Annotated in this window: 4 protein-coding genes and 4 pseudogenes; all 8 read right to left on the bottom strand. The window is 71.6% G+C overall.

Annotation, left to right across the window (positions count from 1 at the left end):
* A partial coding sequence (locus tag IH13_RS0101600; RefSeq protein WP_031080394.1) for a GlsB/YeaQ/YmgE family stress response membrane protein occupies nucleotides 1-232 on the bottom strand: 232 nt, incomplete at its 3' end.
* 78 nt (nucleotides 233-310) lie between these two features.
* Nucleotides 311-703 carry a YccF domain-containing protein gene (locus IH13_RS0101595; protein WP_031080392.1) on the bottom strand — a complete coding sequence of 131 codons (393 nt, stop codon included), beginning with the start codon at nucleotides 701-703 and terminating at the stop codon, nucleotides 311-313.
* Nucleotides 700-1563 carry a zinc metalloprotease HtpX gene (gene htpX, locus IH13_RS0101590; protein WP_031080390.1) on the bottom strand — a complete coding sequence of 288 codons (864 nt, stop codon included), beginning with the start codon at nucleotides 1561-1563 and terminating at the stop codon, nucleotides 700-702. Before htpX ends, IH13_RS0101595 begins: the two co-directional genes overlap by 4 nt.
* Before the next feature lie 213 nt (nucleotides 1564-1776).
* A complete protein-coding gene (mscL, locus tag IH13_RS0101585) occupies nucleotides 1777-2247 on the bottom strand; it encodes a large conductance mechanosensitive channel protein MscL (protein ID WP_031080388.1) in 471 nt (156 codons plus the stop codon).
* 91 nt (nucleotides 2248-2338) lie between these two features.
* Nucleotides 2339-3808: pseudogene (locus IH13_RS0101580) on the bottom strand (NADH-quinone oxidoreductase subunit N); the annotation flags it as partial.
* A 9-nt stretch (nucleotides 3809-3817) separates the two neighbouring features.
* A pseudogene (locus tag IH13_RS45935) lies at nucleotides 3818-4594 on the bottom strand (proton-conducting transporter membrane subunit); the annotation flags it as partial.
* A 2-nt stretch (nucleotides 4595-4596) separates the two neighbouring features.
* Nucleotides 4597-5795 (bottom strand): annotated as a pseudogene (locus IH13_RS45930) (complex I subunit 4 family protein); the annotation flags it as partial.
* 27 nt (nucleotides 5796-5822) lie between these two features.
* A pseudogene (locus tag IH13_RS0101565) lies at nucleotides 5823-6595 on the bottom strand (NADH-quinone oxidoreductase subunit L); the annotation flags it as partial.

Here is a 6595-nt window from a genome sequence, read left to right as displayed (position 1 = left end):
CGATGAGCAGGACCAGGGAGCCGGCGACGGCCGCGATCCACGTCGCCGTGTCGTAGAAGTCGGTGGTGATGGGGCGGTCGAGGAAGCGGGACGACAGCCAGCCTCCGAGGAACGCCCCGACGATGCCGATCAGCGTGGTGCCGATGATGCCGCCCGGGTCCCGGCCCGGCAGCAGGATCTTGGCTATCGCGCCGGCCAGCAGTCCGAGAATGATCCAACTGATGATGCTCATGGTCGCCTATCTACCCGTCGGTCGGTCCTGCAAGACAGGACGCGCACGACGGGCGCTCCGGTTGCCCGCTCGGCGGTGCTACCTGGCGGCGAAGGGCTGGTCGCTGGGGACGATCTCCTTGCCGAAGGGCATCAGGGAGACCGGGATGAGCTTGAAGTTGGCGATGCCCAGCGGGATCCCGATGATCGTGATGCACAGGGCGACGCCGGTGAAGATGTGGCCGAGGGCGAGCCACCAGCCGGCCAGGATCAGCCAAAGGACGTTCCCGGCGCACGACGCCCCTCCGGCGTCCCGTCGGTCGACGACGGTGTAGCCGAAGGGCCAGAGGGCGTAGACGCCGATGCGGAACGCCGCGATCCCGAAGGGGATGCCGATGATCGTGATGCACAGGAGGACGCCCGCGGCGAGGTAGCCGAGGAAGAGCCAGAAGCCGCTGAGGACGAGCCATATGACGTTCAGGATTGTCTTCACGGTCGATAGCCTGCCATCTGCTCCAGCCGGGCGATGCGTTCCGCCATGGGCGGGTGCGTGGAGAACATCCTGGACAGCCCCTGACCGGGGCGGAACGGGTTCGCGATCATCATGTGGCTCGCCGTCTCGATCCTCGGCTCGGGCGGGAGCGGGAGCTGCTTCGTGCCGGCTTCGAGCTTGCGCAGGGCGCCCGCGAGGGCGAGCGGGTCGCCGGTGAGCTGGGCACCGGACGCGTCGGCCTCGTATTCGCGGGAGCGGCTGACGGCCAGCTGGATGACGGAGGCGGCGAGCGGGCCGAGGATCATGACGAGGAGCATGCCGAGGAGGCCGGGCCCCTCGTCGTCGTCGGACCGGCCCACCGGGACGAGCCACGCGAAGTTGACCAGGAACATCACGACGGAGGCGAGGGCGCCGGCGACGGACGAGATGAGGATGTCGCGGTTGTAGACGTGGCTGAGCTCGTGCCCCAGGACGCCGCGCAGCTCGCGCTCGTCGAGGATCTGGAGGATGCCCTCGGTGCAGCACACGGCGGCGTTGCGCGGGTTGCGGCCGGTGGCGAAGGCGTTGGGGGCCTGTGTCGGGGAGATGTAGAGCCGGGGCATCGGGCGGCGGGCCGCGGTCGAGAGCTCGCGGACGATCCGATAGAGCTGGGGCGCCTGGAACTCGCTGACGGGGCGGGCCCGCATGGCCCTGAGGGCGAGCTTGTCGCTGTTCCAGTAGGCGTAGGCGTTGGTGCCGACCGCGACGAGGAGGGCCACGACCAGTCCGGTGCGCCCGAAGAAGCTGCCGATGAGGATGATGAGGGCGGACAGGCCCCCGAGAAGTACGGCGGTCTTCAGCCCGTTGTGCCGGCGGTGCACGGTACGCCCTCCAAGTGGTGCGGCAGGGGAACCCTTGCTCGGTGGTGCTCCACACCCGGTGGAGCCTCCCGTACTGGTCAACGCGAGGCGACTGGAGCTAGTTCCCTTGTGCCCGGTGGCCCCGTGGGGCGCAGGGCGAAGGGGCGGATCCGGCTGGATCCGCCCCTTGGGCCGTACGGGTGGTGCCTGCGTGCCGTGTGCCGTCCCCGCGGGTCAGCTCCGGACGGGCTGGGAGGGAAGACCGGCCAGGGCGCGCGCCTCGGGGTCCGGCTCGACCTGGCTGGTGCAGTGGGCGCACCGGGAGGCGACGGCGGGGATCTCCGTGTAGCAGTGCGGGCAGTCGCGGAGGGCCGCCTTGATGTCGACCTCTTCCTTCTCCTTGGCCGCGAAGCGGTTCTGCACCTTGTTCATGGGCACCACGACCAGGAAGTAGAGGACGGCGGCGGTGATGACGAAGGCGATCCCCGCGCTGATGAAGAGGCCGTAGGGGAATTCCACGCCGTCGAGGGTGAAGGTGGCCTTGCTGAAGTCGCCGGTGCCCCGGGTGAACAGGCCGATCAGCGGCACGATGAAGGCGTTGCTGAAGCCGGTGACGACGGCGGTGAACGCGGAGCCGACGGCGAGGCCGATGGCCATGGAGATGACGTTTCCACGCAGGATGAAGTCTTTGAACCCGTTCAGCACCGCTCCGGCTCCTCTTCGCTCTCTTCAGGTGACGCGTGCAGCCACGACGATGCCCTGTGGGCGGGCCGGCGGGCAAACCGGCCCACGGCGCTCAGAAGAGGCCGACGGACGCGAAGCGGAGGACGAGCTGGGGCGCTCCGGAGAGTGCCAGACCGACGACCGCGGTGAGGGCGATCGCCGTGGTGAGGGGCGCCGGGGCCCGGAGGCGGCGGGGGCCCGGGGGCTGCTCGTCGCCGGTCGCCGGCTCCGGGGAGCGGAAGAGCTCCGCGGTCCACCGAAGGTAGTAGTACAAGGCGATCACGACGTTGACGGCCATGAGGACGGCGAGCCAGCCGAGGCCTGCGTCGACCGCCGCCGAGAAGACCGTGACCTTGGCGAAGAGGCCGATGATCCCGGGGGGCAGACCGGCCAGGCAGAGCAGGAAGAACGCCAGGGCGAGGGCGGCCAGGGGGCGGTCGGCGTACAGGCCCCGGTAGTCGACGAGGCGGTTGCCGGGGTGGGCGCGGGCCACCAGGGCGGCGACCGCGAACGCTCCGAGGTTCACGACGGCGTACATCAGGGCGTAGGCGACGGTCGAGCCGATCTGTTCGTCACTGGAGTACGCGGCGGCGGCGATCGGGACGAGGAGGTATCCAGCCTGGCCGACGGACGACCAGGCGAGGAGGCGTACGGCGCTTCGGGCCCGGGTGGCGCTCTGCCGGAGCGCCGCGACGTTGCCGACGGTCATGGTGAGGGCGGCCAGGACGGCAAGGGCGGGGCCCCAGACGTCTGCGTACGACGGGAAGCCGATCACCGTGACCAGGATCAGGCCGGAGAAGCCGACCGCCTTGCCGACCACCGAGAGGTACGCGGCGATGGGCAGCGGCGCGCCGACGTAGGTGTCGGGGACCCAGAAGTGGAAGGGGGCCGCGGCCGTCTTGAAGGCGAAGCCGACGAGGGTGAGGACGACGCCCGCCCCGGCGAGGGTGGCGAGCTGGTCGGGTACGGCGTCGAGGCGGGCGGCGATCTCGGTGAGGTGCATGGTGCCGGTGGTGGCGTAGACGAAGCTGACGCCCAGCAGCATCACGGCGGTGGAGACGACGGAGGAGAGGAAGAACTTCAGGGCCGCCTCGGAGGAGCGCCGGTCGCCGCGCTTGATGCCGACGAGGGCGAAGGCGGGCAGGGAGGCGACTTCGAGGGCGACGACGAGGGTGGCGAGGTCGCGGGCGGCGGGCAGGAGTACGGCGCCGGCGGCGGAGGACAGCAGCAGGAACCAGAACTCCCCGGCGGGGAGCCTGCGGGTGTCACCGAGCGAGAGCAGTGCGGTGAGGAGGGCGCCGCCGAGCACGAGGGCCTGGATGACGAGGGCGAAGTGGTCGGCGGTGTAGCTGCACGCCTGGACGTCACCGGTGAGGCAGAAGGTGGAGCGGTCGCCGGCGCGCAGGGGGACCAGGAAGGCGAGCGCGACGACGAGGGCGGCGACGGTCGCGTACCCCAGGAGCGGCTTGCGCCGTTCGTCCGCGAAGAGGTCGGCGACGAGCACCCCGACGGCGGCCACCGCGACGACGACGGGGGGTGCGATNTGCCACGATCACGACTTGCCTCCTGCGAGGAGCTTCTGCACGGCCGGGTCGGTGAGGCCGAGGAGGACGGCGGGCCAGAGTCCGGCGAGGACGGTGAGGGCGGCGAGCGGGGTCCAGGCCGCGAACTCGTAGCCCTGGATGTCGGCGACCGGGTGGGCCGGCGCCGTGACGCCCCGGCGCCGGGCGGCGGAGCCGGGCCCGGGGAGGCCGTCGCCCTGGTCGCCGGCCGCGGCGCGGCGTACGGTCCCGTCGTCCGCCGTGGCGTGGGGATCGCGGGGATCGCCCATGCAGACGCGGCGGACCACGATGAGCATGTACGCGGCGGTGAGCAGGGTCCCGAAGGCGCCGATGGACATGAAGGTGAGGAAGGCGGGGCGGCTGAGCCCGTCCGCGGGGTCGAAGGCGCCGAAGAGGGTGAGCATCTCGCCCCAGAACCCGGCGAGACCGGGGAGCCCGAGGGAGGCGACGGCGGCGAAGGCGAGGAGTCCGCCGAGGCGCGGGGCGCGGCCGTAGAGGGCGGCCCCGGTGGCGCCGGAGAGGGTGTCGAGGTCGGCCGTGCCGTACCGGTCCTTGACGGCGCCGACCAGGAAGAACAGCAGGCCGGTGATGAGGCCGTGGGCGATGTTGGCGAAGAGCGCGCCGTTGACCCCGGTGGGGGTCATGGTCGCGATGCCGAGGAGGACGAAGCCCATGTGGCCGACTGAGGAGTAGGCGATCAGCCGTTTGAGGTCGCCCTTCGCACCGGCGCGGGCCAGGGCGAGGCAGGCGAGGGAGCCGTAGACGATGNGGCGAGACCGGGGAGCCCGAGGGAGGCGACGGCGGCGAAGGCGAGGAGTCCGCCGAGGCGCGGGGCGCGGCCGTAGAGGGCGGCCCCGGTGGCGCCGGAGAGGGTGTCGAGGTCGGCCGTGCCGTACCGGTCCTTGACGGCGCCGACCAGGAAGAACAGCAGGCCGGTGATGAGGCCGTGGGCGATGTTGGCGAAGAGCGCGCCGTTGACCCCGGTGGGGGTCATGGTCGCGATGCCGAGGAGGACGAAGCCCATGTGGCCGACTGAGGAGTAGGCGATCAGCCGTTTGAGGTCGCCCTTCGCACCGGCGCGGCGATGCCGACGACGGCGAACGCGGCCAGGTAGGGCGCGAAGGTCCGCATGCCGTCGGGGGCGACGGGGAGCAGGATGCGGACGAAGCCGTACGTGCCCATCTTCAGCAGGACGCCGGCAAGGAGTACGGAGCCGACGGTGGGGGCGGCGGTGTGGGCGTCGGGCAGCCAGCTGTGGAGGGGCCACATCGGGGTCTTCACTGCGAGGCCCACACCGATGGCGAGTACCGCGATGACCTGCACGGATGTGGTGAGGCCACGGCCGTTGTCAGTGGCGAGTGCCACCATGTCGAAAGTGCCGCTCTTCAGCCCGACGAGGAGCAGGCCCAGCAGCATGACGACGGAGCCGAGCAGGGTGTAGAGGACGAACTTCCAGGCGGCGGGCTGCCTGCCCTCGCCGCCCCAGCGGGCGATGAGGAAGTACATCGGGATGAGGACCATCTCGAAGGCCAGGAAGAACAGCATGAGGTCGAGTACGGCGAATGTGGCGAGTGTGCCGGACTCCAGGACGAGGACGAGGGCGACGAAGCCCTTCGCTGAGGGCCCTGCGGGGAGCTTGAAGTAGCTGTAGAGCGCGCACAGGAAGGTCAGCAGCGCGGTGAGGACGAGAAGGGGGAGCGAGATGCCGTCGGTGCCGAGGTGGATCCGCACGTCCAGTGCCGGGATCCAGCTGATGTCGGTGGTCGCCTGCATCGTCTGGGGGTGCTCGTGGTCGAAGCCCGCGGCGAGGACGAGGGCGGCGGCGAGGACGGCTCCCGTGACGGTCACGCCGTGGCGGAGCACGGCCTGGTCGGGGTTGCGCCCCTTGAGTCCGGGCGGGGCGGGCAGCAGCGCGGCGACGGCGCCGAGGAGCGGGGCGGCGACGACGAACGCCAGAAGGAACTGCATCACGGACGCACTGATATCGATCACGGTTCACGCCCCGGCGTAGACGTTGGCGAAGACGACGGCGGCGATCGCCAGGACAAGGGTTCCGGCGAGCAGCGCGCCGAGGTAGGTCTGCACGTTGCCGGTCTGGGAGCGGCGGACGAGCAGGCCGAGCCCGCGGGCGGCGGCGCCCGAGCCGCGTACGTAGGTGTCGACGACCTCGCGGTCCAGGAAGCGGACGAGGCGTGCGCCGGCCTGGACCGGGCGGACGAAGAGCGCCGTGTAGAGGGCGTCCAGGTGGAAGCCGGTGACCGCGTGGCGGTGGAGGGAGCCGAGGAGGAGGCGGCCGGGGTCCGAGGGGTCGGGGGCGCCGGCGATGGTGCCGTAGGCGGCGGTGTGCGAGGTGATCGCCTCGGCCTCGACGAGGGCGGGCTCGGCCTGGGGGTGGGCGGATACGGCGCCGACCGGGGGGCGGGCCGCGAGCGCGGTGGTGTGGCGCCATGCCCCGTAGGTGACGAGTCCGCCGACGAGTGCGACACCGGTGGAGAGGACGGCGGTCGGCAGCGAGGGGGTGAGGGCGTGTCCGTCGAACCAGTCACCGAGGGCGCCCGCGGTGAGGCCGAAGGCGATGGTGGGCACGGCGAGGACCCAGAGGACGGAGGTCATCGCGACGGGCTGCCTGCCGTGGTCGGGGGCGGCGGGGCCTCGTCCTCGGAAGGCCAGGAGCCAGAGGCGGGTGGCGTACGCGGCGGTGAGGACGGCGGCGACCAGTCCGGCGACGAGGACCGTCCAGCCGGCGGCGGCCGGTGCGACGTGGCGGT

It is taken from the genome of Streptomyces sp. NRRL WC-3549 (assembly GCF_000721935.1).
Lineage (GTDB): Bacteria > Actinomycetota > Actinomycetes > Streptomycetales > Streptomycetaceae > Streptomyces.
The sequence above is the reverse complement of the archived record's forward strand: the minus strand, read 5'-3'. Positions and strand labels throughout refer to the sequence as shown.